The sequence below is a fragment of the Microbacterium sp. CH12i genome (assembly GCF_000685355.1).
Lineage (GTDB): Bacteria > Actinomycetota > Actinomycetes > Actinomycetales > Microbacteriaceae > Microbacterium.
The window spans coordinates 157343-183775 of the sequence record NZ_JHET01000006.1; the positions used below are offsets into that span (position 1 = coordinate 157343).

At 63.5% G+C, this 26433-nt stretch carries 20 protein-coding genes and 2 pseudogenes; 19 read left to right on the top strand and 3 right to left on the bottom strand.

What is annotated here, in order from left to right:
• Positions 1–3: 3 nt before the first annotated feature.
• Positions 4–4047 carry an ATP-dependent RNA helicase HrpA gene (gene hrpA / locus DC31_RS07240; RefSeq protein ID WP_036278587.1) on the bottom strand — a complete coding sequence of 1348 codons (4044 nt, stop codon included), beginning with the start codon at positions 4045–4047 and terminating at the stop codon, positions 4–6.
• Positions 4048–4109: 62 nt separating this feature from the next.
• On the opposite strand from hrpA, the gene DC31_RS07245 reads away from it, so the two are divergent.
• The 4 genes from DC31_RS07245 to DC31_RS07255 all read left to right on the top strand — a co-directional run bounded on the left by DC31_RS07245 (position 4110) and on the right by DC31_RS07255 (position 8353).
• Positions 4110–4946 carry an aldo/keto reductase gene (locus DC31_RS07245; RefSeq protein WP_036278589.1) on the top strand — a complete coding sequence of 279 codons (837 nt, stop codon included), beginning with the start codon at positions 4110–4112 and terminating at the stop codon, positions 4944–4946.
• Positions 4947–4988: 42 nt separating this feature from the next.
• Complete coding sequence (locus DC31_RS20230) at positions 4989–5306, top strand: DUF255 domain-containing protein (RefSeq protein WP_327036835.1); 318 nt, start codon at positions 4989–4991, stop codon at positions 5304–5306.
• Complete coding sequence (locus tag DC31_RS07250; RefSeq protein WP_327036836.1) at positions 5261–6790, top strand: thioredoxin domain-containing protein; 1530 nt, start codon at positions 5261–5263, stop codon at positions 6788–6790. Before DC31_RS20230 ends, DC31_RS07250 begins: the two co-directional genes overlap by 46 nt.
• A 66-nt stretch (positions 6791–6856) precedes the next feature.
• A complete protein-coding gene (locus DC31_RS07255; protein ID WP_036278591.1) occupies positions 6857–8353 on the top strand; it encodes an HNH endonuclease signature motif containing protein in 1497 nt (498 codons plus the stop codon).
• Positions 8354–8641: 288 nt separating this feature from the next.
• Here the strand turns inward: DC31_RS07255 and DC31_RS07260 are convergent, their stop codons facing one another.
• Entirely contained in the window at positions 8642–10192 is a 1551-nt protein-coding gene (locus DC31_RS07260) for a dolichyl-phosphate-mannose--protein mannosyltransferase (RefSeq protein ID WP_051606556.1), read from the bottom strand.
• A gap of 67 nt (positions 10193–10259) precedes the next feature.
• Here DC31_RS07260 and rsmI point away from each other — a divergent pair, with 67 nt between their 5' ends.
• From rsmI to DC31_RS16915, 14 genes and pseudogenes are all read left to right on the top strand, one after another.
• Complete coding sequence (rsmI, locus tag DC31_RS07265; RefSeq protein WP_036278593.1) at positions 10260–11081, top strand: 16S rRNA (cytidine(1402)-2'-O)-methyltransferase; 822 nt, start codon at positions 10260–10262, stop codon at positions 11079–11081.
• A 120-nt stretch (positions 11082–11201) separates the two neighbouring features.
• The gene (metG, locus tag DC31_RS07270) at positions 11202–12779 is read left to right on the top strand and encodes a methionine--tRNA ligase (RefSeq protein WP_036278594.1); all 1578 of its coding nucleotides are present in this window, start codon (positions 11202–11204) and stop codon (positions 12777–12779) included.
• Positions 12780–12782: 3 nt separating this feature from the next.
• Positions 12783–13655 (top strand): TatD family hydrolase, encoded by an 873-nt coding sequence (locus DC31_RS07275; protein WP_036278596.1) that lies wholly within the window; start codon positions 12783–12785, stop codon positions 13653–13655.
• 62 nt (positions 13656–13717) lie between these two features.
• On the top strand, positions 13718–13975 hold the full coding sequence (locus tag DC31_RS07280) for a type II toxin-antitoxin system Phd/YefM family antitoxin (protein ID WP_036278597.1): 258 nt from the start codon (positions 13718–13720) through the stop codon (positions 13973–13975).
• A complete protein-coding gene (locus DC31_RS07285) occupies positions 13972–14421 on the top strand; it encodes a type II toxin-antitoxin system VapC family toxin (RefSeq protein ID WP_036278598.1) in 450 nt (149 codons plus the stop codon). The genes DC31_RS07280 and DC31_RS07285 overlap by 4 nt, the downstream gene beginning before the upstream one ends.
• A gap of 25 nt (positions 14422–14446) precedes the next feature.
• Positions 14447–15295: a 16S rRNA (adenine(1518)-N(6)/adenine(1519)-N(6))-dimethyltransferase RsmA gene (rsmA, locus tag DC31_RS07290; RefSeq protein WP_036278600.1), complete on the top strand. Its 849-nt coding sequence runs from the start codon at positions 14447–14449 to the stop codon at positions 15293–15295.
• Positions 15296–15304: 9 nt separating this feature from the next.
• Positions 15305–16371, top strand: a pseudogene (gene mgrA, locus DC31_RS07295) (L-glyceraldehyde 3-phosphate reductase).
• A 7-nt stretch (positions 16372–16378) separates the two neighbouring features.
• Positions 16379–17314 (top strand): 4-(cytidine 5'-diphospho)-2-C-methyl-D-erythritol kinase, encoded by a 936-nt coding sequence (locus tag DC31_RS07300; protein ID WP_152545368.1) that lies wholly within the window; start codon positions 16379–16381, stop codon positions 17312–17314.
• Between the two features lie 69 nt (positions 17315–17383).
• Positions 17384–18397, top strand: coding sequence for a LacI family DNA-binding transcriptional regulator (locus tag DC31_RS07305; RefSeq protein WP_036278601.1), 1014 nt, complete (start codon positions 17384–17386; stop codon positions 18395–18397).
• A gap of 126 nt (positions 18398–18523) precedes the next feature.
• Positions 18524–20074, top strand: a pseudogene (mmsA, locus tag DC31_RS07310) (multiple monosaccharide ABC transporter ATP-binding protein).
• On the top strand, positions 20071–21384 hold the full coding sequence (mmsB, locus tag DC31_RS07315; RefSeq protein WP_051606557.1) for a multiple monosaccharide ABC transporter permease: 1314 nt from the start codon (positions 20071–20073) through the stop codon (positions 21382–21384). The pseudogene mmsA and the gene mmsB overlap by 4 nt, the downstream one beginning before the upstream one ends.
• A gap of 40 nt (positions 21385–21424) precedes the next feature.
• Positions 21425–22543, top strand: coding sequence for a substrate-binding domain-containing protein (locus DC31_RS07320; protein WP_036278603.1), 1119 nt, complete (start codon positions 21425–21427; stop codon positions 22541–22543).
• A 95-nt stretch (positions 22544–22638) separates the two neighbouring features.
• Complete coding sequence (locus DC31_RS16910; protein WP_051606560.1) at positions 22639–23094, top strand: FGGY family carbohydrate kinase; 456 nt, start codon at positions 22639–22641, stop codon at positions 23092–23094.
• A gap of 11 nt (positions 23095–23105) precedes the next feature.
• A complete protein-coding gene (locus tag DC31_RS16915) occupies positions 23106–24098 on the top strand; it encodes a xylulokinase (RefSeq protein WP_051606572.1) in 993 nt (330 codons plus the stop codon).
• On the opposite strand, the gene DC31_RS07330 is transcribed toward DC31_RS16915, so the two are convergent.
• Positions 24088–24360, bottom strand: coding sequence for a hypothetical protein (locus tag DC31_RS07330; RefSeq protein ID WP_152545369.1), 273 nt, complete (start codon positions 24358–24360; stop codon positions 24088–24090). The two genes, DC31_RS16915 and DC31_RS07330, sit on opposite strands and share 11 nt — an antisense overlap.
• Before the next feature lie 249 nt (positions 24361–24609).
• Here DC31_RS07330 and DC31_RS07335 point away from each other — a divergent pair, with 249 nt between their 5' ends.
• The gene (locus tag DC31_RS07335) at positions 24610–26424 is read left to right on the top strand and encodes an ABC-F family ATP-binding cassette domain-containing protein (RefSeq protein WP_036278607.1); all 1815 of its coding nucleotides are present in this window, start codon (positions 24610–24612) and stop codon (positions 26422–26424) included.
• Positions 26425–26433: the final 9 nt, after the last annotated feature.

Here is a 26433-nt window from a genome sequence, read left to right on the forward strand (position 1 = left end):
GGCTCAGCCCTCGCGCAGAACTTTCGTGATGCGTTGCGGTGAGACCGGCTGTGCGGTGCCGAGACGCTGTGCGAACACGCTGATCCGGTACTCCTCCAGCAGCCAGCGCACCTCCACGAGCGCGGGCGAAGCGCCTGGTGCGAGTGGGATTGTGCCGCCGGCATCCTCGAAGATCTTCGCGACGCGCTCATACTCGCTCATGCGCGTGCGATCCTTGCCCGGTTCGCGCTCGAGCATCTTCAGCCGGTCGATCATGCCCTCGAGATACCGCGGGAAGTGGGCGAGACGTTCGGTTCCAGCCTGGGAGATGAACCTGGGATGCACGAGCGCGCTGAGCTGCGTGCGTACATCGTTCAGGGGTCCGAGGAGCGCGAGCGAGTTCTGAGACTTGATGCCGCGCTCGACCTCCCGCGACTTCGTAAGAATCCGAGCGACGAGCGAGACCGTGGCGAACAGCTGGTCGACGAGGGCGCCATTCACGGTATCTCGCACTTGCACGAACTCGGCCTCGGTCCGGATCGTGTGCGCGGGCAGCATCGAGCGCACGACCGCGGCCCTGGCATCCTCAATCAGCGCTGCCGCCGACGAGTACGGCGATGCGGCCAGCGCGAGTTTCTCGGGAGCGGTCAGATGCTCCTGCACATACGACGCCGGCGACGGCACGTTCAGCAGCATGAGGCGCAGCACTCCGTCGCGGGTGGCAGCCGCTGCGGCATCCGCCTTCGACTCGACGCGAACCGACACGGTCTTGCCCTGATCGACGATCGCCGGGTATCCGCGCACGACTCCACCGGCGACCCTGGTGTCGAGCAGCTCGGGAAGATCGCCGAACGTCCAGCTCGTCAGGCCGTCCTGTTCGATCGGCCCACGCGCGGATGCCGAGGCAACCGCGTTCGCGTCCGGGCGGGCGTTACGACCGTTCCGTTCCGGCCTTGCGATCGATCGCGCCACACTCGCACGGGCCCGATCCGAAAGCTGTATCTGGAGTTCGCTCAGATCGCGCGCCGAACCGACCACACGGCCGCGCTCGTCGACGGCACGGAAGTTCATGCGCAGGTGGCCGGGGACTCGCTCGTCATCGAAGTCGGCTGCCGAGACCCGCTGGTTCGCCAGCGGCTGGATCAATCGGGCGAGCGCCTCTTTCATCGAGCGCTGCGGCCGTCCGTTGTGTCGCTCAGGGCCCTCTTCCGCGAGTGTCTCGCCGAGCTTCTCCGCCCAGTCTGCGGCGGGGACGACGTGTCGGCGGATCGCCTTCGGCAGCGCCCGCAGCAGCGCGGTGACGAGTTCTGCGCGCAGACCAGGCACCTGCCAGTCGAAACCGCGATCCTCTACCTGCGCCAGCAGCGCCAAAGGGACGACGACACTCACACCGTCATCCTCGGCACCCGGCTCGAAACGGTAGGCGAGGCCCAGTACCTGATCACCCTGCGTCCAACGGGTGGGGAATTCGCTCTGATCCGCGCGCTCTTCGTCTTCGATCAAATCACTCTCGCGCATGACGAGCAGCTTCGGCGTCTTCAGGAGGACTTCGCGCCACCAGCTCTCGAACGAGCGCACATCGAAGACTTCGCTCGGGATGCGCTCGTCGTAGAACTGGAAGACGGCTTCGTCGCCGGCGAGGATGTCGCGGCGACGCTCGCGCTCCTCCAACTTCTCGAGGCGCTTTCGCATTTCGCCGTTGCTGCGCCAGAACGCGCTTACGCGCTTATCGAGCCTGCTCGGATCCCACTCGCCTTCGACGAGCGCATGTCGCACGAACAGTTCGCGCGATGCGGCGCGATCGACGCGGGCGAACTGGATGCGCCGCCGCGGGATGATCTCGACGCCGAACAGTGTCACCTTTTCGAACGCGACGGCGGCCCCGGCGTCTTTCGACCAGTGGGGCTCTGAGACGGAACGCTTCGCGAGATCGCCGGCGAGGGTCTCTGCCCAGGCGGGGTCGATGGCGGCGACAGTGCGCGCGAACGTGCGCGAGGTCTCGACGATCTCGGCGGCCATGACCGCGCGAGGGCTCTGCTTGCGAAGGCCAGACCCGGGGAAGATTGAGAAGCGGATGCCGCGGGCTCCGCGATATTCGGCGACCCGGCGCTTCGGATCCTTCTGGCTCTTCGCCTGGCCCTTCGGCGGGGTCTTCGTGTTGCGCTCGTCGAGCGTTCCGATCTGGGACAGCAGTCCGGAAAGCACGGCACGGTGCACGGCGTCGGGGTCGGCGGCGCCTTCGGCCTGCCCCTTAGTGGTTTTCACCAGTGAGCGCAGCTGACGGTGCACGTCGAACCATTCCCTCACACGCACGTAGTTCAGGTGCTCAGATCGGCACAGACGGCGGAACGCGCTGGAGCCCAGTTCGCGCTGCTGTTCGCGCAGGTGGTTCCAGAGGTTCAACAGCGCCATGAAGTCGCTGGTCGGGTCGGTGAAACGCGCGTGCGCTTTTTCGGCAGCATCGCGGACTGCCTGCGGTGCCTCCTGCGAGGGACGCTCGCGGACATCTTGGATGGTGAGGCCGGCAACGATCGCGAGCACCGCCTCGACGACGCCGGTGCTCCCTGAGCCTGTCGAAGCGGTCGTTGGACCTGTAGAACCGATCCCTGAGCCTGTCGAAGGGTTCTGCGCCTCGAGCAGCATGCGGGCAAAGCGCGGGTCGATCGGCATCCGGGCGATGTCGCGCCCGATTTTCGTGAGGCGCGGTGTGTCGGGCGTGGTGTCGACCGCCCTGAGCTCGGTGAGCAGGTCGAAAGCCGCTTTGATACCGCGAGAATCTGGCGGGGTGAGGAACGGGAAAGCGGTGATGTCACCAAAACCGAGCGACAGCATCTGCAGTACGACGGAGGCGAGCGAGGTGCGCAGGATTTCGGGTTCGGTGAACTCTGGACGCTTCTCGAAGTCATCCTCGCCGTAGAGGCGGATGGCGATGCCGTCGCTGGTTCGCCCTGCACGGCCCGAGCGCTGGTTGGAGGAAGCCTGCGAGATCGGCTCAATGGGTAGCCGCTGTACTTTCGAGCGGTTGCTGTACCGCGAGATGCGGGCGGTGCCGGTATCGATGACGTACTTGATGCCAGGGACCGTCAAGCTCGTCTCGGCGACGTTGGTGGCGAGGACAACGCGGCGCCGAACGCCCGCGACGCGACTCTTCTCGAAGACGCGGTGCTGCTCGGCGGCAGACAAGCGGCCATAGAGGGGGAGTACTTCCACCGGGGCTGCGGCTGAGGTGTATGCAGCGCGCACCGCATCCGCGGCATCCCGAATCTCGGCCTCGCCGGGAAGGAAAACGAGCACGTCGCCCGGCGCTTCGCGGTCGAGCTCGCGGAGGGCGGTGACGATGGCCGAGACTTCGTCTTCGGGCTCGCCCGTTGCATAACTCCTGAGCTTCTTGCCAGATCGCGCTGAATTCGGGCCGGTAGAGGGCCCTGCGGCCGATTCCTCAGGAGTTGTGTCAGCATCGGCGAGCGGTCGGTACCGAACCTCGACCGGATAGGTGCGCCCCGACACCTCAATCACCGGTGCAGGGGTCCCATCTGGCGCGGCAAAGTGCTTCGCGAAACTGACCGGATCGATCGTGGCCGAGGTGATGATGACCTTGAGGTCGGGCCGCTCGGGCAGGATGCGCGTCAGGTACCCGAGCAGGAAGTCGACGTTGAGGGAGCGCTCGTGCGCCTCGTCAATGATGATCGTGTCGTAGCGGCGCAGCAGCCGGTCGCGGTGGATCTCATTGAGCAGGATGCCGTCCGTCATCAGTGCGACGCGAGTGCTGTCTGAGACTTTGTCGGTGAAGCGCACCTTGTATCCGACGAGTCCGCCAAGCTCGACGTCAAGCTCTTCGGCGATGCGCTCGGCGATCGTGCGCGCGGCGAGGCGGCGCGGCTGGGTGTGCGCGATGTTCTTGCGGCCGAGTTCCAGACAGATCTTCGGCAGCTGGGTGGTCTTTCCCGAGCCTGTGGCACCGGCGACCACGACGACCTGGTTGTCGCGGATGGCGTCGGCGATCTCATCCCGCGCTGCGCTGACGGGCAGCTCCGAGGGATACGTGATGACGAGATCGGGTGAAGGCATAGCTCTTCATCGTATGACGTCATGACCAACCTGCCTGTGATGACAGGTCGTAGGCTGGGCATATGACGATTCCCACGATCACTCTCAATGATGGCTTCACGATTCCGCAGCTCGGCTACGGCGTCTTCAAGGTGCCGGCGGCAGAAACCGAGAAGGCCGTGAGCGAGGCCCTTGAGGCCGGCTACCGCCACATCGACACCGCGGCGATCTACGGCAATGAAGAGGGCGTCGGCGCCGCGATCGCGAAGAGCGGCATCGCGCGTGACGAGCTTTTCATCACCACCAAGCTGTGGAACGACCGTCACGACGGAGACGAGCCGAACGCTGCGATCGCCGAGAGCCTCGAAAAGCTGGGCCTCGAACAGGTCGACCTCTACCTCGTGCACTGGCCGACGCCCGCGAACGACAACTATGTCCACGCCTTCGCCAAGCTCATCGAGTTGCGCGAGCAGGGGCTGACGCGCAGCATCGGTGTCTCGAACTACCTTGTCGAGCACCTCGAGCGTGTGGTGAGCGAGACCGGCGTCACGCCCGCGGTGAATCAGATCGAGCTGCACCCGGCGTACCAGCAGCGTGACGTTGTCGCATGGGCTGCCGATCACGGCGTCGGCATCGAAGCCTGGGGACCGCTCGGTCAGGGCAAGTACGACCTGTTCGGCATGCCTGCTGTTGCTGATGCGGCGGCCGCGCACGGCAAGGCTCCGGCGCAGATTGTGCTGGGCTGGCACCTGCAGAAGGGCAATATCGTGTTCCCGAAGTCGGTGCACGCGGAGCGTCTGCGCCAGAACCTCGACGTGTTCGACTTCACCCTCACTGACGCCGAGATCGCCGCGATCGACAGCATCGACTCGCTGGATGGGTCTGGCCGCGTGGGCAGCCACCCCAACGACGTCAACTGAACTGACGGCATCCGGGGGTGCGGGCGGGCGTAGCGTGAGGTCATGACGAACCGTCTCGCTGACACGCTCAGCCCGTACCTGCGGGCGCATGCCGACAATCCAGTCGATTGGTATGCGTGGGGGCCAGAGGCGTTCGCCGAGGCTGCTCGTCGCGACGTGCCGTTGCTTATCTCGATCGGTTACTCCACCTGCCACTGGTGTCATGTCATGGCGCGAGAGTCGTTTGCGAATCCTGAAACGGCCGAGCTCATCAACCGGGATTTCGTCGCGGTGAAGGTAGATCGAGAAGAGCATCCTGCGTCGACGGCGCGTACATGGCCGCCGCATCCGCGTTCACTCAGAACCTCGGATGGCCGCTGACGGTGTTCACGACGCCGCAGGGGCGCACGTTTTACGCAGGAACGTACTGGCCGCCCGAGGCGCGCGCACCTATGCCGGCGTTCCGTGATGTGCTCGCTGCGGTGCGCGAAGCATGGAACGTGCGCCGAGAACAGGCGATCGAATCGGCGGATGCTGTCGCTGACGCACTTGCGCAGGCCGGTGCCGCCGCGCCCTCTGTACTGCCCAGCGCGGATGAGATCGTGCTGGCGGCCACAGCGCTCGTGCGGAAAGAAGACCGGCTGTACGGCGGATTCGGTGGGTCGCCGAAGTTCCCGGTCGCGACGACGCTGCGATTCCTGCAGGCACCGTTGGTGCGGCGTTCTTCTCCCGATTCGGCTGCTGTGGCTGACCGTGCGCTCGCGGCGATGACGGCATCCGCTCTGCGTGACGAGGATGGTGGGTTCTTCCGCTACGCGACACAGCGCGACTGGACCGTGCCGCACTACGAACGGATGCTGACCGACAACGCGCAGCTGCTCGATGTGGCTCTCGACGCAGGAGACGAGGCGACCGCGCGCGGAATTGCGGGATTCTTACTGTCAGTGCTGCGACGCGACGGCGGCGGATTCGGTGCCGCGCAGGATTCGGAATCGTGGATCGATGGTGAGCGCAGTGAGGGTGGGTACTACCTGCGCGCGGTGGCTGATCGGGGGGAGCTTGAACCGCCTACCGTAGATGGCAAAGTCATCACCGGGTGGAACGGGCTCGCGATCGGTGCGCTCGCGCGTGCCGGTGCTGTGTTCGGTGAAACGGCGTGGGTGGACGCTGCGGCTTCTGCTGCGTCGTATGTCATGAAGACGAATCGGGATGCTGACGGACGGCTCGTTCGCACGTCGTTGGACGATGTGGCGTCACCAGCCGTGGCGACGATGGCGGATATCGGTCTGCTCGCGGATGGGCTGTTCGCGCTCGCCGTAGCCACCGGTGACGCGTCGTGGGCGGTCAAGGCGCACGATGTGCTCGACGATGCGCTCGCCGGGAGGCTCGTGGCCGACCCCGTACTCGTCGCACAGGGAATGGTGCTTGCGCCGGATCAGACGGACGGCGATTTGCCTTCGGGAGTTTCGGCGGTGGCATCCGCTGCGCTCGCGGCCTGGCGGCTGGGTGCGGGGGAGTCGTATCGAGTGGCGGCCGAAGAACTGGTGGGTGCGCATGCGGGCCGCGGGATCGAGCAACCCTTCGGACACGGATCGCTGCTTCTCGTGGCGGCCGGGCTTGTTGATCCGCCTCGCCAGGTTGTGGTGGTGACTGAATCGCCCGCTGGGGCGCTGGCTCGGACTGCGCGGACGGTCGACGCAGATGTGATCGCCGTGGTATCCGTTGGGCAGGCGCAAGAATTTGCGGATGCCGGGTTTGAGCTGTTTGAGGGCAAGTCGGTTTCTGCTGAAGTGGCGTATGACTGTCGCTCGTTTGTATGTCGGTTGCCAACTTCGGACCCGGGCGGGCTGAATCGGGAGCGTTGAACCTGGGGTTTAAGGTTCATAGCGAATATTTGTTCGAATGTCGGTGGCCCTCGGTTAAATAGAGGTATGAACAGCGTTGTCGCCCACCTTGAGAGTCTCGATGAGACGCTCGCTGTTGCGGCGCGCGAAGGGTTCGAAGCTGAGGCGATCCCTGACCTGGCTGGTCGTGAAATTGCTGACCTTCTCGCGGTGGCCGGGCGTGTGCAGCGGCGCCTTGAGAGCCTGCAGGTCGAGGCGACCGTGCAGGTGCGTGAGCGTTCCGAGGGCATGCGCGACGAGCGACTGACCACGACGTATGGGTGCTCACGTCCGGCAGATTTGGTGCGGATGCTGACGCTCATTGATTCGCGATCAGCGAATCGACTAGTGAGGGCGGCCGGGTTCGCGCGGCGAGAGCGCAGCATTACGGATGGTGGATTCCTGCCGGCCCGCTACCCAGCGTTGCGCGAGGCGATGGTCTCCGGTGACCTTGGGCTCGACGGATTCCTCGCGGCAACAGAACCGTTAGAGGCGTCGGCGCGGCGCATCAGTGACGAGGCTCGGCTTGAAGCAGACCGGCAACTCGGCGCTCTGGCTCGCGGAATCCAGAGCGATCTCGATGCCGATTCGACTATGGACGAAGGCATGGCCGGACCACTCCCGACTCCGGAAGACTTGAAGGTCTTGTCGCAGGTGCTCGTTGCCTATCTCGACCCTGACGGCGCCGAGCCCACCGATGAGCTTGCGATGCGCGGCCGTAGCTTCACGATTGGAGCGGTCTGTGACGGTCTTGCTCCAGTTCACGGCAAGCTCCTTCCAGGAGTTGCAGGTCAATTGCAGTTGCTGATCGACAGCCTGATGAATCCAAAAGTCGATGGTCCAGAAAATCTCGGCGTGCACTTCACGCCATCTGAAGGCGACGATTCGTCCCGTTCCGACGATTCACCCGGGCTCGATGATTCGCTGCCTGACGCGACGTATCTTGACAACCGCACCCGTACCCAGAAGCGGCATGATGCGATCGCTACTCTTTTAAATGTCGCGGCCCGTGCCGGCGAAGTTTCCGATCTCGGCGGCGCGGCGCCCACTCTTGTGGTGTCAGTCTCCGCCGAGGATTACGCGGCTGGCAAAGGCTGGGGAACAGTCGTCAACACCGGAGATCTCGTGCCGATGCGAGTCGCGGCGCAGACGGCTTGCGCGGGTGGCATTCAGCGAATCCTGTTCGACGAACGAGGCCGAATCGTGTCGCTGGGAACCTCCGGCCGCATCTTCAACTCCCTGCAACGGCGGTCGATCGTACGCCGCGACGGCGGATGCATCGTGCCAGGCTGCACTGTGCCCCCTACCTGGTGCGAAGTGCACCACGTTCACGAGCACGCCGACGGCGGGCCGACCCACACCGATAACGGTGTGCTGCTCTGCTGGTTCCACCATCGAACCCTGCATCTGTCGCACTGGCAGGTTCGAATGAACCGTGGCGTTCCAGAGATTCGAGGCCCCGAATGGTGGGACGCCGAACAACGATGGCGGCCCGCCAGCAAGGTGCGGCCGAAGCGCTCCCGATCATCGACCATGTCACGATGAGTATATGAACTCTCTCGATCCCGCGCTCGTTCCTGAGCTGTTGGTCACTGACAGGGTGAAGAGTATCGAGTTCTGGTGTGAGCTCTGCGGGTTCAACTGTTCATGACACCGGAGACGAAGTGGTATCGAATCGGAGACTTCGACGAGAGCGGAGTGCGTCAGTTCCTGGTTGCTGATCCGGACGGGTATCTCATTCGTTTCCAAACATCGTTTGGCCGTCGATCAGTCGCCCCGTCGGGAGATACGGTTTCGAATCCGGTGGGGGAACCCATTTCGAGAGCGTAGCTTTCACACCCAAGTGGGCATCCAGTTGTGGATGAGCCAGAACTCGTAGGGCACGCTCGTCCCTGTCCACACCGGATAGAAGAACGCAGACAGCACAAGTGCGACCGCAAGCACGACGAACACCGTGCGCTCGCCGGACTGCCTGCGATGCAACGGATGATCTCGACGCCCGGCAATCTCCCGTAGCGCCAGCACCAGGGCCAGCACCAGGAACGGTATCATCGCCACCGTGTAGAACTGGAAGATCGTCCGGCTGGGAAACATCAGCCACGGCACATAGGTCACAGCCAGTCCGACCAGCGGCACGGCATAGGCCCATGACATCGGCCGACGCATGATCAGACCCCGCACAAACCTGTACAGCAGGAACAATGCCGCCGCGATGCCGGCGTACCAGATCAACGGATTAGGGATGCTGGAGATCACCGAAATGCAATGGTCAGTGCCGCAGCCAGCTCCATCCCCGACCCACACCGCCGTCGGACGGATCAGCAGCGGCCACTGCCACGCAGGACTCGCGTAAGGATGCCCGGTCGTGAGCCCGACGTGGAACCCATACATGCTCTGGTGGTATTTCCACAGCGCAATCAGCGGGTTCGCGTCGCTCTGTCGGTCGTAGCCACCGGCCGTCACCAGCCACCCCGTCCAGCAGACCAGATAGGTCAGGAGCGCAGGCGGAACCAGGAGCATGAACGTGACCGGGCCCTGTCTGGCTGCGGCATCCATCGGCCAGAACGCGATTCCAGCGCGGCGACGTGCGAGCGCATCCGTCACCACTAAGTACAGCCCGAGACCTGCGAGCGCATACATTCCCGACCACTTCACCGCGCTCGCCGCGCCCAGAGCGACGCCCGCCGCGATCAACCAGGGGCGGCGCCAGATGATCCGTCCCCAGAGCGTCTCGCGATTATCCGGATCAGCGTATCCCAGGAGCGGCATACTTCGTTTGCGGTCGTGCAGGACGAAGAGAAAACCGAGCAGCATGAAGAACGTCAGGGTGCCGTCCAGCAGCGCGATGCGGCTCATCACAATGCTGAGCCCGTCGATTGCCAGAAGGAGCCCTGCGACAGTCGCTGCGACGATCGATCGGGTCAGCGCGAGAGCGACCAAGTAGACGAGCAGCACGGTTGCGGTGCCGACCAGGGCCGTTGCCAGACGCCAGGCCTCGCTGGATCCCGCACCGAAAACCCCCATGCCCAGCGCGATGATCCACTTGCCCAACGGTGGATGCACGATGAAGCTGCCCGTCGTGCCGAGAGCGTTGGTGTCACCATTGGGAAAAGCTTCGTTCGCCCCGTCGCCCCAGGTTCCCTCGTAGCCGAGCGTCCACAGTGACCAGGCGTCCTTGACGTAGTAGGTCTCGTCGAACATCAGCTCGTGCGGATGCCCGAGATTCGCTAGCCGCAGCACTGCGGCTAGCAACGTGACGACGAGCGGAGCGAACCATCGGATGATGCGATGCCACTCCGGATCCAGCAGCATCCGATCGCGAAGTCGCCCCCACGCGGTCAGACGCTCCGCCGGAGGCGGCAACAGGGGCACAGGTGCGGTCACGGGACAAGACTAAGCCTGGCGCCAGGCGATGCCTGGACACCGGAATCGCCGCGCCTAAGCTGAACGGGTGATCATCCTTGCTGCGACTCCGATCGGAAACCTCGGCGACGCCTCCCGCCGACTCATCGAGGTGCTCGAGAACGCCGAAGTGATCGCGGCCGAAGATACCCGCACGACGCAGCGTCTTCTGCAGGCGCTGCAGATCACGAACCGCCCCCGACTCATCGCACTGCACGACCACAACGAGAAGCACAAGGCTGCTGAGCTCGCAGCCCTCGCCGCCGAGCAGGACCTTGTTGTGCTCAGCGACGCCGGGATGCCGACGGTCAGCGACCCCGGATACGGATTGGTTGCCGAGGCCGTCGTCCAAGGCGTCACAGTCACCGCGATCCCGGGACCGAGCGCCGTACTGATGGCGCTGGCGATCTCGGGCCTCCCGACCGACCGCTTCACGTTCGAGGGATTCCTGCCGCGCAAACCAGGCGAACGGCGCACCGCTTTGCGGGCGGTAGCAGCGGAACCACGCACGATGGTGTTCTTCGAATCACCTGCCCGTCTCGCCTCATCGCTCAGCGACATGGGCGCAGCATTCGGCCCCGACCGCCGCATTGCTGTCTGCCGCGAACTCACTAAGTTCTATGAAGAAGTGCGGCGCGGCAACGCAGCTGAGCTCGCCGAGTGGGCCGGCGCCGGAGTGAAGGGCGAGATCGTCGTCGTCGTCGAGGGAGCATCACCCCGGGAGATCTCCCCAGAGGATGCCATCGCCCAGGTGCAGCAGCTCGTCACGGACGGCATCCGCTTGAAGGATGCTTGCGCCGAGGTCGCCGCAGCGACCGGTCTCTCGTCTCGCGACCTCTATCAGCAGGTGCTCGCCGCCCGTTCAAAATGAGCGGCGACTCGAAATGAGCGGCGACGCACCAAGAGCAGCACGCACCCCTGCGCCCGCACCCTTTGATCGTTCACTGACACGCGGGCAATGGGCCCCAGCATCCGGCCTAGAATTGAGCGCATGCCCGCAGGCGAATCTTTCTACATCACCACGCCCATCTACTACCCCTCTGATGTCCCGCACATCGGACACGGGTACACCTCGGTGGCGGTCGACACGCTCGCGCGTTGGCACCGTCAGGGTGGCGATGACACCTGGATGCTGACCGGCACCGACGAGCACGGGCAGAAGATGCTGCGTGCCGCGGCGGCGAACAACGTCACCCCGCAGGAGTGGGTCGACAAGCTCGTCACCGAGAGCTGGTTCCCGCTGCTGGAGACTCTCAACGTCGCTAATGACGACTTCATCCGCACCACTCAGGAGCGGCACGAGAAGAACGTTCAGGTGTTCTTCCAGCGCCTCTACGACTCCGGCTACATCTACGCCGGCGAGTACGAAGCGCTCTACTGCGTGGGCTGTGAGGAGTTCAAGCCCGAGTCCGAGATCGTCGACGGCACCGGGCCCTTCGAGGGCCTCAAGGTCTGCGCGATCCACTCCAAGCCGCTCGAACTGCTGCAGGAGAAGAACTACTTCTTCAAGCTCAGCGAGTTCCAGGACCGTCTGCTTGAGCTTTACAAGACCGAGCCTGACTTCGTCCGCCCGCACTCCGCGCGCAACGAGGTCGTCTCTTTCGTCAGTCAGGGTCTGAAGGACCTCTCCATCTCGCGCTCCACCTTCGACTGGGGCATCCCGCTGCCCTGGGACGAGTCGCACGTCATCTACGTGTGGGTAGATGCATTGCTGAATTACGCCACCGCAGTCGGATATGGCGCAGATGAAGACCTGTTCGAACGCCGCTGGCCCGCGTACCATGTGGTCGGCAAAGACATCCTGCGCTTCCACGCGGTGATCTGGCCCGCGCTGCTGATGGCCGCCGGAATCGACGTGCCCAAGGGGGTCTTCGCGCACGGCTGGCTGCTCGTCGGCGGCGAGAAGATGTCGAAGTCGAAGCTCACCGGCATCGCGCCGACCGAGATCACCGACGTTTTCGGCTCAGACGCCTACCGCTACTACTTCCTTTCCGCGATCGCGTTCGGCCAGGATGGCTCGTTCAGTTGGGAAGACCTCTCGGCCCGCTACCAGTCCGAGCTTGCCAACGGCTTCGGCAACCTCGCCTCCCGCACGATCGCGATGATCGAGAAGTACTTCGACGGTGTCGTGCCCGAGGCGAGCGAGTACACGGAGCAGGATCTCGCAATCCAGAAGATCGTGTCGGATGCCCAGGCTGCAGCCGACGCATCCATCGAGCAGTTCCGCATCGACGAGGCGATCCACGCAATCTGGACGATCGTCGACGCGCTGAACGGCTACATCACCGAAAACGAGCCGTGGGCACTCGCCCGCGACGAAGACAAGCGTGCGCGCCTCGGCACCGTGCTGTACACCTGCGCTGAGGGCCTCCGTGCGCTCGCTGTGTTGCTCTCACCAGTGATGCCGCAGTCCACTCAGAAACTCTGGGAATCTCTCGGTGCTGGGGCAGGCCTCGGCGCGCTTGACGCCCAGCCGATTCGCGAGGCCGGAACCTGGGGCACCCTCGCTCCCGGCACCAAGGTCACAGCCCTTGCGCCGCTCTTCCCTCGGGTCGAGTCCACCGCCTGAGCCATGACGTACGTGAAGTCTCGTGATTCAGATGGTCGCAAAGACCTGAAGTATCCGGCGGCCCCCGAGCCGCTGGCGGTCCCCGTGTACGACAATCACGCGCACTTGGAGATCACGGACGGCGTCGAGCCGCTCAGCCTCGCCGAGCAGCTCGATCGTGCACAGGCGGTCGGAGTCGCCGGTGTCGTGCAGGCCTCCGGCGACATCGAGTCATCTCGTTGGGCGGTGGATGCCGCGGCATCCGACCAGCGTGTCCTCGCAGCCGTCGCGATCCATCCCAACGACGCACCGACGTATGCCGAAGCAGGGCAACTCGACCACGCGATCAGCGTGATCGACGAGCTCGCCTCGCACCCGCGCACGCGCGCGATCGGCGAGACGGGGCTCGATTTCTTCCGCACCGAACCCGAACGCCAGGCGCCCCAGTTCGAGAGTTTCGAAGCGCACATCGCGCTCGCGAAGAAGCACGGCATCGCGATGCAGATCCACGATCGGGACGCTCATGACGCCGTGCTAGAGACACTAAACCGCGTCAGCGCGCCCGATCGAACGGTGTTTCACTGCTTCTCCGGTGACGACGCGATGGCGAGAATCTGCGCAGATGCCGGCTATTACCTGTCGTTCGCCGGCAACGTCACGTTCAAGAACGCGCAGAACCTTCGCGACGCGCTGAAGGTCACCCCGCTCGATCGCATCCTCGTCGAGACGGATGCTCCGTTCCTGACGCCTGTGCCGCTGCGCGGCCGGCCGAACGCGCCGTACCTCATCCCGCTCACCCTGCGGTTCATGGCAGCGGAGCTCGACATGCCTGTCGATGAGCTCGCCGCGCGGGTCGCCGCGAACACTGTCGCCGTCTACGGTTCGTTCGAAGACTGACAGCCTCTTCCCGATGTAGTCTCGAGTGAGTAAACTCGTGACTACATTGACGGGAGCGCATCATGACGCGAATCGGAATTCGGGAGCTGAAGGCGCAGTTGAGCGCTCACGTGAAGTCTGCGAGTGCTGGCGAACGGGTGCTGATCACTGATCGGGGTGCGGTAGTCGCTCAGCTCGTTCCGGCTGAAGGCGAGGTCCTGCTGCAGCGCCTCATTGATGAAGGTGTCGCGATGCCGCCGGCTCACCGGGTTCGTCGGACTCCTCATCCGCGCCAGATCTCCGGCACGGTCAGCGACCTTGTTTCCGAGCAACGAGATTGATTGTCTATCTGGACACTTCGGCGCTCCTGCCCCTTGTGATCGCCGAACCAGGATCGCCGGTTTCAAAGCGGTTGTGGAAGGACGCTCACGAGGTCGTCAGCACGCGTCTGGTTGTTGTTGAGGCTGCTGCCGCTCTCGCCCAAAGTGAAAGAATCGGGCGAACCTCGGCAGCCGCGCTGGCTGATCATTTGGAAGAGGCTCAGCTGATCATTGCTGACGCCACGTTGCTAGATGTGACGACGACAGTGATCAATCGCGCGGCTGAGATAGCAGTAACGCGTGGTCTGCGCGGGTATGACGCTGTGCATCTTGCAACAGCCACGTTGATTCGAGCGCGGGACGTTGTGTTCGCTTCTGGCGACCAGCGTCTGCTCACTGCTGCCGCAGAGGAGAGGTTCACCACCGTGGACACGAGTGGCCGGGCGAACTCTGCGGCACCGGTGTGAGCGCCAGATGGGGGAGAATGGCAGGATGACTGTCACCCTGCTCGGCGCCTCCGAGATCCGTCGCCTCGCTGCCGAGCTTGACGTCACTCCGACGAAGAAGCTCGGGCAGAACTTCGTCGTCGACGCGAATACCGTCCGCAAGATCGTGCAGGTCGGCGCAGTCAAGGCGGGAGAGCGCGTCGTTGAGGTCGGCCCAGGGCTCGGCTCTCTCACCCTCGCGATCCTCGAGACCGGCGCATCCGTCACCGCCGTTGAGATTGACCATCGCCTCGCCGCGCGGCTTCCTGAGACAGTTGCCGCGCACGGTGTGCCGGCGGATGCCCTGACCGTTGTGGATGCTGACGCCCTCCGAGTCACCGAACTCCCTGGCGATCCGACGGTCCTTGTCGCAAACCTCCCGTACAACGTGTCGGTGCCGGTGCTGTTGCATTTCATGGAGACGTTCCCAAACCTGCAGCGTGGCGTCGTCATGGTGCAGGCAGAGGTCGGCGAACGACTCGCAGCACCCTCTGGCAGCAAGATCTACGGCACACCGAGCGTCAAGGCCGCCTGGTACGGCAGGTGGCTTCTTGGCGGCACAGTGTCGCGCCAAGTTTTCTGGCCAGTGCCGAACGTCGACAGCGTGCTGGTCGTCTTCGAACGATCGGATGAGGTGCGCGGAGACGAAGAACTCCGCCGCGCGACATTCCGCATCGTAGATGCCGCATTCCAACAGCGCCGCAAGATGCTGCGCCAGGCGCTGTCTGCTGTTCTCGGCGGCACGGCGGCCGAAGCATCTGCCGTGCTTGAGAAAGCCGGCGTCGCCCCGACCGCCCGCGGCGAGCAGCTCGACATCGATGATTTCGTGCGCATCGCCCAGGCCTTGGACAGCTAACCTGGAGGCGTGACCGAAACGCCGCGCTTCCGCACCGATGTCCCTGAGATCCACCGCCCCTATGCGGCGAAGGATGACCGCTACGACCAGTTCGAGTACCGTCAGGTAGGAACGTCTGGTCTCTACCTGCCGCCCATCTCGCTCGGGCTGTGGTGGAACTTCGGTGACAACATCCCGCTCGACAACCAGCGCACGCTCCTGCGCCACGCGTTCGATCGCGGCATCACACACTTCGATCTCGCGAACAACTACGGCCCGCCGTACGGCTCGGCGGAGAAGAACTTCGGCCGTATCTTCGCCGAGGACTTCCGCCCGTACCGCGATGAGCTGATCATCTCGTCGAAGGCCGGCTGGGACATGTGGCCCGGCCCCTATGGCAACTTCGGCAGCCGCAAGTATCTCATCGCCAGCGCCGAGCAGTCGCTGAGCTCGATGGGTCTCGACTCGTCGACATTTTCTACTCGCACCGGGTCGACCCTGTCACTCCGATTGAAGAGACGGTCGGCGCCCTCGACACGCTGGTTCGTCAGGGTAAGGCCCTCTACGTCGGCATCTCGTCGTACAGCGCCGAGCGCACCGCGAAGGCCGTCGAAGTCGCCCGCGAACTCGGCACGCCGCTGGTGATTCACCAGCCCTCGTACTCGATCCTCAACCGTTGGACTGAGGCTGAGCTCAACGACACGCTGCGCACCTCAGGCCTCGGCGCGATCGCCTTCACCCCACTGGCCCAGGGCCTGCTGACTGACAAGTACCTCGGCGATGGCACCGCAGATCGCGCCCAGAAGCGCGGCTCGATCTCGGAAAAGCCGCTTTCCGCCGACGGACTCAAGATCCTTCGCGGGCTCAATGACATCGCGAAGGAGCGTGGCCAGTCACTCGCGCAGATGGCCTTGCAGTGGACATTGCGCGATCCGGTGGTCGTCTCGGCCCTGATCGGCGCTTCGCGCACCGAGCAGCTCGACGAGAACATTGCCGCGCTCAACGGGCCAGCGTTCTCAGACGAGGAGCTGTCTCGCATCGACGCCCTCTCCAACGGCATCGATGTCGACCTGTGGGCGTCTTCGTCCACCCTCTGAGTCGATCATGAGCCTCGCGGCGTTTCCCGAAGCGGTGCACGTTCGTGCGCCAGGGAAGATCAACGTCTACCTGGGCGTCGGTGCTCGCCATGACGACGGTTACCATGCCTTGGCGACCGTCTTTCAGGCGGTGTCGCTTTACGAGGACGTCATCGCCCGCGCAGACGACGACTTCTCGTTGAGCGTCTCCGGAGTCGCTGACCCTGCCAGCGTGCCGCTCGATGACCGCAATCTCGCGATGCGCGCAGCCAAGCTGCTCGCGACCGCGACCGGATACACCGGCGGGGTACACCTCGAGATTCGCAAGAGTGTGCCGGTGGCTGGCGGAATGGGCGGAGGGTCAGCGGATGCCGCGGCCGCCCTCGTTGCGTGTGATGCGCTGTGGGGCACCGGGCTGTCACCGCACCGCATGCATGAGTTGGCTGCCCGGCTCGGCGCTGACGTGCCGTTCGCGCTGCACGGCGGCACAGCTGTTGGCACTGGGCGCGGAGACCAGCTGAATCCGGCGCTGGCGCGCGGACGTTTCGATTGGGTGCTCGTCACGAGCGACGAGGGGCTGTCGACACCGGCGATTTACAGCCGCTTGGATGTGCACAGGGCTGAGAGTGGTGCCCTCGCCGATGATCCGCCGCTGTCGCTGGACGTGCCGATCACCGTGCTGCAGGCGCTGCGCGCTGGCGACCCGCATTCACTCGCAGCGTGCATGTACAACGACCTTGAGGTGCCTGCTTTGCTCGAGCGTCCGACTCTCGACGACATAATCAACGAAGGTCTGCGTGCTGGTGCGTTGAGCGGTATTGTCTCGGGATCCGGGCCCACCGTCGCTTTCCTGTGTGAGACACCGGAAATTGCACAGCTTGTGCAGAACGAGCTCGCAGTATCTGGGCGCACCGCGTTGCACGTACACGGACCGGTGCCAGGGGCCCGCATCATCTCGGCGTGATGCACTCTGCGGGTACGGGGGTCATAATGGAGGTTGATGTGACCGTGCACACGCAAAGGAGGCGATGCGATGGCAGCCTCCGGCGAACGCGCACGGGTGCCCAGCATCCGCGACGTCGCGCGCCTCGCCGGCGTATCGCACCAGACGGTTTCGCGGGTCCTGAACGACCACCCCAGCATCCGGCCCGAAACCAAGCAACGCGTGCTCGATTCCATTCGGGCGCTCGACTACCGTCCCAACCTCGCCGCACGCGCGCTTGTGACGAGTCGCTCGCACACGATCGGAGTTCTGTCGGCGACGGTTGGTGAGTTCGGGCCGACATCGTCCATCGCGAGCATCGAGGATGCTGCGCGGGCCGAGGGGTACTCGGTCACCACGGTGAATCTGCCGACGACGACGCCGGAGGCGATCGGTGAAGCCATCCGTCAGCTGACTCGCGAGCAAGTCAGCGGAATCGTCGCCCTCGCCCCGCAAGTGCGGGTGTTCAACGTGCTCCGCGGTATGGCTGTGGGAGCGCCGATCGTCAGTCTGCAGGCAGCCTCGGGGGCGGACGGGTTCAGTCTGTCCTCCGATCAGGTAGCCGGAGCCCGTGCGATCACTGAGCACCTCATTTCGTTGGGCCACAGCGAAATTCTGCATCTCGCTGGCCCTCAAGATTGGATCGAGGCCGAATCGCGCATGCGCGGCTATCTCGATGCGCTGCGTGAGGCGGATTTGCCGACCTTCTCACCGATCCGGGGCGATTGGACGGCCGACTTCGGCTATTTCGCTGGCACTGAGCTTGCTCGACGCGCGGACTTCACCGCTGTGTTCGCGGCAAACGATCTCATGGCGATCGGGCTCATGCACGGATTCCGCGATGCCGGAATCGACGTACCGCGCCAAGTCAGCGTCGTCGGCTTCGATGACATTCCGGTCGCCGCACACGTCTGGCCGCCGCTCACTACCGTGCATCAGGATTTCCCTACGCTGGGGCGGCGGGCAGTCGACATCCTGCTCGCAGAGATCCGTGGCGAAATGGTGCCCGAGTTTGCGTCTGTGCTGCCGCAGATGCGACTGCGCTCATCAAGCGCATCTCGATAACGCAACGAGAAATGATCTCCACTTGACACCGGAGATCGGAAGGCGCAATATTGTGTCTCATGTGAACGGTCACATTGAGAGTGACCGTCAAAGTATCGAGGAAGATCCGTGACCAGCACAGCAGCGATGCCCTCCGTGGCAGGGCCGATCTTGGAGATGCGCAGCATCACCAAGGAGTTCCCGGGAGTGAAGGCACTCTCAGATGTGTCGATCTCCGTCAGATCGGGCGAAATTCACGCCATCTGCGGCGAGAACGGCGCTGGCAAGTCCACCCTCATGAAGGTTCTCTCCGGTGTATATCCGTACGAACCTACGACGGTGACATCCTGCTGTACGGCGAGGAACAGCGCTTCAAGGACATCGCAGCCAGCGAACAGGCCGGGATTGCGATCATCCATCAAGAACTCGCACTCATCCCCGAACTTTCAATTACCGAGAACATCTTCCTCGGCAATGAGATCTCCCAGTTCGGCACGATCGACTGGCGCGCAGCGAAAACGCGCGCAATCGAGCTGCTCGCTCGAGTCGGTCTTCGCGAGGATCCTGACCTTGCCGTCAAGCACCTCGGCGTCGGCAAGCAGCAGCTCATCGAAATTGCCAAGGCTCTCAACAAGGACGTACGTCTGCTTATTCTCGACGAGCCCACCGCCGCCCTCAACGAAAAACGACTCTCAGCACCTCCTCGACCTCATCCTCGGACTTAAGGCCAAGGGCATCGCGTCGATCATGATCAGCCACAAGCTCAACGAGATCGAGCAGATCGCCGACGAGATCACGATCATCCGCGACGGACGCACCGTCGAGACGCTGGACGTCACTCGCGGCGAGATCAATGAAGACCGCATCATTCGCGGCATGGTTGGCCGCTCGCTGGAAAGCCGTTACCCGGATCGCACCCCAGAGATCGGTGAAGTCTTCTTCGAGGTCAAGGACTGGGTTGTTCAGCATCCCACCGTCGCCGAGCGCATGGTCGTCAAGGGCTCCAGCATCAACGTCCGTCGCGGCGAAGTCGTCGGCTTTGCCGGTCTCATGGGTGCGGGGCGAACCGAGTTCGCTCGCAGCATCTTCGGCCGCTCCTACGGCACATTCCTCAGCGGGCAGATGTTCAAAGACGGCGAGGAAGTTGAACTTCGCGACGTCGCCAGCGCCATCCGTCACGGACTGGCGTATGTCAGTGAGGATCGAAAGAGCCTGGGGCTGAACCTGCTCGACACGATCAAGCGCTCGATCGTCTCCGCCAAGCTGTCGAAGATCGCCCGGCGCGGCGTCGTCGATGACCGCGAGGAGTTTGCGGTTGCCGAGCGGTACCGCAAGGCCCTGCGCATCAAGACGCCGAGCGTAGAAGAGGGCGTCGCAAAGCTTTCGGGCGGAAACCAGCAGAAAGTCGTTCTCGCCAAGTGGATGTTTACCGACCCCGATCTGCTGATCCTCGACGAGCCCACCCGCGGGATCGATGTCGGCGCGAAATACGAGATCTATTCGATCATCAATGAGCTCGCCGCATCCGGTAAGGGCGTCATCGTGATCTCCAGCGAACTGCCTGAACTGATGGGTATCTCCGACCGCATTTACACGATCTTCGAGGGGCGAGTCACCGACTGCATCTCTGCTGATCAGGCCACTCCGGAGGCGCTCATGCGCAGCATGACCTCCACGAACCAGAAAGCGACCGCATGAGCACCACGACAACCGAGACCGAGAAGCGGGGCTTCCACTTCGGCGACATCAGGAAGATGTTCGGCGGGGGATCCTCGTCGCTACGCCAGTTCGGCATCCTCGGCAGCCTGGTCGCGATCATCATCATTTTCCAGGTGCTGACTCTCGTGTTCAAGGGCCAGGGGCTGACGCTCTCGTCCGGCAACCTGATCAACGTCATCAACCAGTACTCCTACATTCTGATCCTCGCGATCGGCATGGTGATGGTCATCATCATGGGTCATATCGACCTGTCGGTCGGTTCTGTCGCTGCGTTCACGGGCATTATCGTCGCGAAGTCGATGGCCGAATGGAACCTTCCTTGGCCGCTCGCGATCGTCCTCGGGCTGGTAGTCGGCGCTCTGGTCGGCGCATGGCAGGGTTTCTGGGTTGCCTATATCGGCGTGCCCGCATTCATCGTGACACTCGCCGGAATGCTGCTGTTCCGCGGGGCGAACCAGTGGGTCGGCGATTCGCAGTCGATTCCCGTGCCGGAGGGGTTTCAGCAAATCGGCGCCGGGTACCTCCCCGAGATCGGCGGACCGTTCCAGTTCAACGTGCTCACCATGTTGCTCGCGATCCTCGCAGCTGCATGGGTCATCTTCTGGGAGCTGCGCACCCGCCGGATACAGGCGAAAATGGGTTCAGATCGCGCGCCGCTCTGGGTGAGCACGACCAAGGTCGTCCTGCTATCGATCGTCATTCTCGTCGCGGGTTGGCTGTTCGCAAACGGTCGCCCTGGAACGAGCTTCCCGATCTCGGGACTCATTCTGCTTGCGCTGGTCATCCTCTACTCATTCATCACACAGAGTACGGTGTTCGGTCGACACATCTATGCAGTTGGCGGTAACCGTCAGGCCGCCCGTCTGTCGGGCGTGAAGGATCGCAAGGTCGACTTCTTCGTGATGATGAACATGTCGATGCTCGCGGCCGTCGCCGGAATGATCTATGTCGCCCGCGCCACAGCCTCCGGCCCTCAGGACGGAAACGGCTGGGAGCTGGATGCGATCGCTTCGGTATTCATCGGTGGCGCTGCGGTATCCGGCGGTATCGGCACGGTGATCGGGTCGATCATTGGTGGCCTTGTCATGGCGTTCCTGAACAACGGGCTGCAGCTGCTCGGTGCTGGTGCCGACGTCGTCTCGATGATCAAGGGACTCGTGCTCCTATTCGCCGTCGGCATCGATGTCTGGAACAAGCAGCAGGGCCGCCCCTCTCTGATCGGGCTCATGACCCGCAGGCGCAACCGCCCGGATGCCGCAAATCTCACTGACTTTCCGCAACCCAAGTAACCGCACCAACCAATAGAGATCACACAGAGAAAGAGACCCCATGAAGAAAATTGCATTTGCGGCGACAGCGTTGGTCGCCGCGACAGCTCTCGCCCTTACCGGCTGCTCTGGTGAGCGCGGCGGCGACGCCGGCACAGCATCCGGTGAGCCGGCCGCCGCCGGATTCGAAGCAGGATCGACAATCGGTGTCGCACTGCCTGACAAGACCAGTGAGAACTGGGTCCTCGCAGGACAGCTGTTCACCGACGGACTCGAGAAGGCGGGCTTCAAAGCAGACGTCCAGTACGCCCCGGCGAGCAACACCGTCGCGGAACAGCAGAACCAGATCCAGGCGATGGTAACGGGCGGCGCAAAGGTCATCATCATCGGTGCCAAGGATGGCAAGCAGCTCGCTACCCAGGTGCAGGCTGCCCAGGATGCTGGCGTCTACGTGATCGCATACGACCGCCTCATCGAGAACACCAAGGCAGTCGACTACTACGTCGCGTTCGACAACTTCAAGGTCGGCCAGCTGCAGGGCCAGGCTCTGCTGGACGGTCTTGCTGAGCGTGCCGGACATGATGCGCCGTACAACATCGAGCTCTTCTCCGGCTCGCCGGACGACGCCAACTCGGCCGTGTTCTTCAACGGTGCGATGGACGTCCTCCAGCCGAAGATCGACGATGGCACTCTCGTCGTCAGCTCTGGTCAGACCGAGATCGCGCAGACCGCGACCGAAGGCTGGAAGGCAGAGAACGCTCAGCGTCGGATGGACTCGCTGCTCACTTCGACCTACGGCACTGCCGAGCTCGACGGCGTTCTGTCGCCGAACGACACGCTCGCCCGCGCCATCATCACCTCGGTGCAGCAGGCCGGAAAGACTGTTCCGGTCGTCACCGGTCAGGACTCCGAGGTCGAGTCGGTGAAGTCGATCATGGAGGGCATCCAGTACTCCACGATCAACAAGGACACCGCGCTCCTCGTCGAGCAGTCGATCAAGATGGTCGGCCAGCTCCAGAAGGGCGAAAAGGTCGATGTCAACGACGAAAAGCAGTACGACAACGGTGTGAAGATCGTTCCGGCCTACCTGCTTGACCCGATTATCGTGACGAAGGCAAACGCTGCCGAGGCTTACGCCAACGTGCCGAGCCTGCTTGAGATTGTGAACTCGTTCAAGTAATACGCACGACTCATCAGGAAGAGCCGCGCAGCCGTTTGGCTGAGCGGCTCTTCTCGTGAGACCTCGCCCACATGCAAAAATCATATTATTGCGACATGATCGTTCTCGCGCTCGAAGCAAGCACGACCTCGGCGAAGGCGATGCTCTTCGACACCGACACGGGTTCGATCACGGTGCGCGACCGTCGGTTCGAGGTCGACTCGGCTGAATCGACCTCCCGCGACGGCGACGCTCTTTACACCCAGCTCATGGCGCTCGGTCGAGAAGCCGCCGCCGGCGTTGAGGTCGATCTCATCGTGCTCAGCGGCACCTGGCATGGGCTCGGCCTGTTCACCCCGGATCTGCGCGCAGTCACCCCGATCATGGAATGGTCGTATACCGGAGCACAGGACCTCTGCGCGCGCCTGCGCAAGGACCAGGAACTGACCTGGTGGTTCTACGAGCGCACCGGCTGCATGGTCAACGCCGCCTACCCCGTCTTCAAGCTCATGCATCTCGCTGAACAGGCACCTCGCTTGCAGGGCTGGTCGCGCTGGATCAGGCGAGTCTGATTTTTGCACGCATGACGGGGGAGACCTGGACCAACGATTCGCTGGCATCCGGCACTGGCCTGCTCAACGCTGAGTCGGCGACGTGGGATCGCGAGGTTCTCGCGCGTTTTCGCCTAGAGGACGTTGTGCTTCCTGAGCTCAAAGACACCAGCGCAACGGCGCCGCTCTCCACGGAGGCGGCCGTGCTCCTGGGCTTGCATGCGGGGATTGCCGTACTGACTCCTGGGCCCGACGGGGGTCTCAATCAGGTGGGGGCGCTAGCCACACAGCCCGGTGACATGACCTTCTCGATGGGCACATCGGGCGCGCTCCGCTTCGCGACCCTCCACCCGTCGCTCTCTCCCACGCAAAGCACCTGGTCGTATCGCTCGCCACTGGGTCCACTCAGCGGCGCGGCAACCTCTGGCTGTGGCAACTGCGTAGACTGGGCACGCGATCTCCTCTTCGGAATTTCCGCGGAGTATTCCGCCATTGAACCCTTGCTTTCGGCGGACAAGGACGACCTTCCGGTGTTCATGCCGTTCCTGTTCGGCGAACGCAGTCCCGGTTGGCAAGACCAACGTCGCGGAGGCTTCCTAGATCTGCAACCGCACCATACTCGGGCCGACATGTACCAGGCAGTCCTTGAGGGCGTCGTCTACTCGCTTTATCACTGCTATAAGGAGCTCACCGCGCTCAACGGCACACCGCGGCGCGTTGTTCTCTCGGGTGGTGTGCTCTCCTCGCCCTTCTGGACGCAGTTGACGGTCGATACCTTTGGCACTCCGATGGAGGTGTCCACCCAGCAGCACAGCTCTCTCGTCGGTGCCGTACGCATGGGGTTGCGAGTGAGCGGCCTTGACGAGCGACATCCGGCGTTCGATGACGAACAGCCTCAGATTGTCCAGCCGCGCGAAGAGCGTCGGGCGCAGTATGACGCAGGATTTGCCCGCTACCTCGATCAGTACACGCGTACCGTGCCGGGGGCAGGCAGCGTGGGATCTGGAGAGCCCCTCACCCGATAGAGCGCACCTCGCCGAGTACGACTTCCACGTAGCAGCGTGAGTGGCTCTCGGCGGCATCTGCATCGCCATGAGCGATGGCCTGCGCGGTCTGCACGTGGTGGTGCAACGAGGTTGGATCGGGAGTCGCCGGGGTCAGTCCTGCACGCGAGCGTCCAGCGATGATCGCAGAGATCGCGGGCTTATTGGCGGCCAGCATGAGATTGCCGCTGGAATCGAGGATGACGCGACCGCGCGATTCGAGCATGCCCATGGCTTCCAGCACCCGGACCGCCTCCCGGATGACGGTTCGAGATACTTTATGGTTTTCTCGAGCTCGGCGGCTAAAGATACGATCATTGTGGCAGGATGATCGGCGAGTTCACTCACGGCTGACTCACAGGTGTCCCAACATTGTCGAGGCGTTCACCGTGGCACGCAACTCGGATGTCTCGGGCAAGGTGATCGTCGCCGTTTGGCCTGACCGCACCTGAGCGCCGACGAACAGTGCCGACGAACTAGGCTCGATAGCAACATGGCACATCTTCTCGGGGCAGAGGCCCTTCATCTAGAATTCCCGACCAAAGTCGTTTTTGACTCGATCACCCTCGGCATCGAGGAGGGTGATCGAATCGGCATCGTCGGTCGCAACGGCGACGGGAAGTCGAGTCTGCTGGCGATGCTCGCAGGTCGCCTGCAGCCGGATGACGGACGCGTGACGATGCGCGCCGGAACCACGGTCGGAGTGCTGGATCAGGCGGATACGCTCGACGACTCCCTCACGATCGCGCAGTCGGTCGTCGGAGATGTGCCCGAGTACGAGTGGGCCAGCGACGCCCGCGTGCGCGACGTGATCCAGGGGCTGCTCGCCGATCTGGACTGGGATGCCTCGGTGCAGAGCCTCAGCGGCGGACAGCGTCGTCGTGTGGCGCTCGCCACTCTGCTCGTCAAAGACTGGGACATCATCGCCCTCGACGAGCCCACCAACCATCTCGATGTCGAGGCGATCACGTGGCTTGCGGGCCACTTGAACAAGCGCTGGGCAGTGAACTCCGGTGCCTTCCTCGTCGTCACCCACGATCGGTGGTTCCTTGATGAGGTCTGCACCGAGACCTGGGAAGTGCACGATCGAATCGTTGAGCCCTTCGAGGGTGGGTACGCGGCATACATCCTTCAGCGCGTCGAGCGCGATCGGATGTCGGCCACGATGGAGGCGAAGCGCCAGAACCTTGCTCGTAAGGAACTCGCATGGCTGCGCCGCGGCGCCCCGGCACGCACCGCCAAGCCGAAATTCCGTATTGACGCGGCGAACGCCCTCATCGAGGATGTTCCCGAGATCCGCGACAAGACTTCGCTGCAGTCGCTCGCTGTCTCTCGTCTGGGCAAGGATGTCGTCGACCTGTTGGATGCCGGCGTCAGTTACCCGGCGACGGAGTTCGGTCCTGCACGCGAAGTGCTCCGCGATATCGAGTGGCGGATCGCGCCCGGCGAGCGCACCGGCATCCTCGGCGTGAACGGCGCGGGAAAGTCGACGTTGCTCGGTCTCGTTGCGGGCACTCTCGAGCCCACCAGCGGTCGAGTCAAACGCGGCACGACTGTCAAGGTGAAGACTCTCACCCAGCGCATCGATGAGCTCACCACCGTCTGGAACGACCCCGTGCGCAAGGTCATCGCGAATCTGCGCACCGAGTACACCTTCGGCACCGGTTCCAAGGCGACGTCGCTCACACCGAGTCAACTGCTCGAACGGCTGGGATTCTCCTCCGCACAGCTTTCGACCCCCGTCAAGGATCTCTCCGGTGGTCAGCAGCGTCGTCTGCAGCTTCTCTTGGTGCTACTTGACCAGCCGAACGTGCTGATCCTCGACGAACCCACGAACGACATGGACACGGACATGCTCGCGGCCATCGAGGATCTCCTCGACTCCTGGCCCGGCACCCTCCTGGTCGTCAGCCACGACCGTTACTTCCTCGAGCGGGTCACCGACCAGCAGTATGCGGTGATGGGCGGGCATCTTCGGCATCTCCCGGGCGGCGTGGATGAGTACCTCCGACTGCGCACAGCAGAACAGAAGGCAGGGTCGTCCGGATCGAATCCCACCTCTTCATCGCACTCTCGGCCCGCTCTCGATGGTGCGGCACTGCGCACGGCTCAGAAAGAGCTTTCGGCGCTGGAGCGAAAGATCCAGAAGCTCACGCAACAGATCAACAAGGCCAAGCACGCTCTCGTCGAGCACGACCAGGGCGACTACGAGGGCCTTGCGGATGCGATGAAGCAGATCGCGGCGCTGCAAGCCGAGGTCGAGGCGGGCGAGCTGCGCTGGCTCGAACTCAGCGAACAGCTCGACTAAATCAGAACA

What these genes read in the sequence shown, in the direction of transcription:
- hrpA (WP_036278587.1), bottom strand. Translation starts at nt 4,047, where the DNA reads ATGCCTTCACCCGATCTCGTCATCACGTATCCCTCGGAGCTGCCCGTC.
- DC31_RS07245 (WP_036278589.1), top strand. Translation starts at nt 4,110, where the DNA reads ATGACGATTCCCACGATCACTCTCAATGATGGCTTCACGATTCCGCAG.
- DC31_RS20230 (WP_327036835.1), top strand. Translation starts at nt 4,989, where the DNA reads ATGACGAACCGTCTCGCTGACACGCTCAGCCCGTACCTGCGGGCGCAT.
- DC31_RS07250 (WP_327036836.1), top strand. Translation starts at nt 5,261, where the DNA reads ATGGCCGCCGCATCCGCGTTCACTCAGAACCTCGGATGGCCGCTGACG.
- DC31_RS07255 (WP_036278591.1), top strand. Translation starts at nt 6,857, where the DNA reads ATGAACAGCGTTGTCGCCCACCTTGAGAGTCTCGATGAGACGCTCGCT.
- metG (WP_036278594.1), top strand. Translation starts at nt 11,202, where the DNA reads ATGCCCGCAGGCGAATCTTTCTACATCACCACGCCCATCTACTACCCC.
- DC31_RS07275 (WP_036278596.1), top strand. Translation starts at nt 12,783, where the DNA reads ATGACGTACGTGAAGTCTCGTGATTCAGATGGTCGCAAAGACCTGAAG.
- DC31_RS07280 (WP_036278597.1), top strand. Translation starts at nt 13,718, where the DNA reads ATGACGCGAATCGGAATTCGGGAGCTGAAGGCGCAGTTGAGCGCTCAC.
- rsmA (WP_036278600.1), top strand. Translation starts at nt 14,447, where the DNA reads ATGACTGTCACCCTGCTCGGCGCCTCCGAGATCCGTCGCCTCGCTGCC.
- DC31_RS07300 (WP_152545368.1), top strand. Translation starts at nt 16,379, where the DNA reads ATGAGCCTCGCGGCGTTTCCCGAAGCGGTGCACGTTCGTGCGCCAGGG.
- DC31_RS07305 (WP_036278601.1), top strand. Translation starts at nt 17,384, where the DNA reads ATGGCAGCCTCCGGCGAACGCGCACGGGTGCCCAGCATCCGCGACGTC.
- mmsB (WP_051606557.1), top strand. Translation starts at nt 20,071, where the DNA reads ATGAGCACCACGACAACCGAGACCGAGAAGCGGGGCTTCCACTTCGGC.
- DC31_RS07320 (WP_036278603.1), top strand. Translation starts at nt 21,425, where the DNA reads ATGAAGAAAATTGCATTTGCGGCGACAGCGTTGGTCGCCGCGACAGCT.
- DC31_RS16910 (WP_051606560.1), top strand. Translation starts at nt 22,639, where the DNA reads ATGATCGTTCTCGCGCTCGAAGCAAGCACGACCTCGGCGAAGGCGATG.
- DC31_RS16915 (WP_051606572.1), top strand. Translation starts at nt 23,106, where the DNA reads ATGACGGGGGAGACCTGGACCAACGATTCGCTGGCATCCGGCACTGGC.
- DC31_RS07335 (WP_036278607.1), top strand. Translation starts at nt 24,610, where the DNA reads ATGGCACATCTTCTCGGGGCAGAGGCCCTTCATCTAGAATTCCCGACC.